Below are 1,549 nucleotides of genomic sequence, written 5' to 3'. Positions count from 1 at the left end.
ACATAATACAGAAGCTTGAACTCCGGTTCCTTTAAGTTCTTCCGCAATTGCTTCCGTAAAGAATAAGACGTAAGATTTGCTGGCCCCATACATCGACATCCGTGGAGTTGGCTGAAAGGCTGCTGTTGAAGCCACGTTTAAAATTTTACCTTGCTTTCGTTTCACCATGTCATCCGCAATAAGTCTAGTTAAATACGTGAGCGAGATCATGTTGAGCTGCAGGTATTCCATTTCTTTTTGAATATCCAATTCCGTCATCAACCCTAATCCGCCAGCTCCAGCATTATTAATCAAAATATCGATGTCGATTCCTTCGCTTTTCAAGTATCGATGCAAGCTCTCTACCGTTGTATGACTGCTCAGATCGCCTGCAAAAGTATTCACTTGCACGCCATATTCCTTTTTTAAACTCTCGGCTTGTTGTTCCAACAACGCCGAATCTCTGGCAACTAATACCAAGTTATAACAATGCCCTGCAAAAACTTTTGTGAATTCATATCCGATCCCTTTTGTAGCACCAGTAATCAAAACCGTCTCTGCTGTCATTTATCATTATTCCTCCTAGTGTTATTATCTGTTAAGTTAGAATATTGAAAATTTTAAAAATATTATTATGTTAATGATTATACTTATAAGTTTTAATTAAATAAAATTAAAAATATTAATAAATAAATTATTAGTACTAATATTAAAAGAAAAAGCCAAGAAAAAAGAGAAGCCTCTTCGTCAAGTAGACGCCGGACTTCTCTTTTTTTTATTAATCAAATTATCAAAATTTAGTCACATCAATAGGTTCAATTCCTTCAGCCGCGCAATGTTCATAGTATCTTTTCAGGAATGTTTCCCAATTGTCTCTGGCAAGAATTTCTCCTTCTTCACCTATATAGTCTAATGTTCCTTCTACAATATTGAAGGTGATAACATCTTCATCCCCTACAGCTGTCGGCGTATGTTTGGAGCCTGCAGGCTCATAAACCATGTCACCAGGTTTGGAGATCCAAGGCTCCTCGAGATATCTCCAAGTCCCTTGGACGGTATATACAATGACTGTTCCAGGATGGAAATGGGCCGGAAGCTGCATTTTCGCAGGAACAGATAATAAAGTAACCGTTTGTCCTGTCACAGGGTTGGCTTTAAGCAATTTAAATTTCGCATCTCCAAAATATGGAATCCAAGGCAATTCATCTACACTAACATTACCTGCATGAAATACTTCTACTTCTTTTACATCTTTTAAATCACTCACTTAAAATCCCCTCTTCCCATAAATATTTATTAAATTCGCATATTGTTATCGCTTTCATCAGCAAGCAAATTACCTAGTTCGAATTTATAATTTCAGTATATTCGTAATTATCAGTTAAGTAAAATTGATATTTTTTAATTGCAATTAAGTATGATTAATTTACGCAACCACGTTATTTGGATGAAATTTACTTAGCCCCAAGTCCACCATCAAGAGTCAAAATTTGTCCAGTACAATAATCAGATGCTGCTGTAGCAAAGTAAAGGAGTGCACCTACCAAATCATTGTCACTGCCTAATCTTC

At 36.3% G+C, this 1,549-nt stretch carries 2 protein-coding genes; both read right to left on the bottom strand.

Translation table 11 applies throughout. The features are described 5' to 3' along the window. On the bottom strand, positions 1 to 546 hold a 546-nt coding region (locus tag AC1DUW_RS28340), incomplete at its 3' end, for an SDR family NAD(P)-dependent oxidoreductase (protein WP_477644122.1). A gap of 223 nt (positions 547 to 769) precedes the next feature. Then, entirely contained in the window at positions 770 to 1,246 is a 477-nt protein-coding gene (locus AC1DUW_RS28335) for a 2,4'-dihydroxyacetophenone dioxygenase family protein (RefSeq protein WP_053346037.1), read from the bottom strand. Positions 1,247 to 1,549: the final 303 nt, after the last annotated feature.

The sequence above is a fragment of the Peribacillus sp. P4_C12 genome, from assembly GCF_056402095.1.
This window is presented reverse-complemented; position numbering and strand designations above follow the sequence as displayed.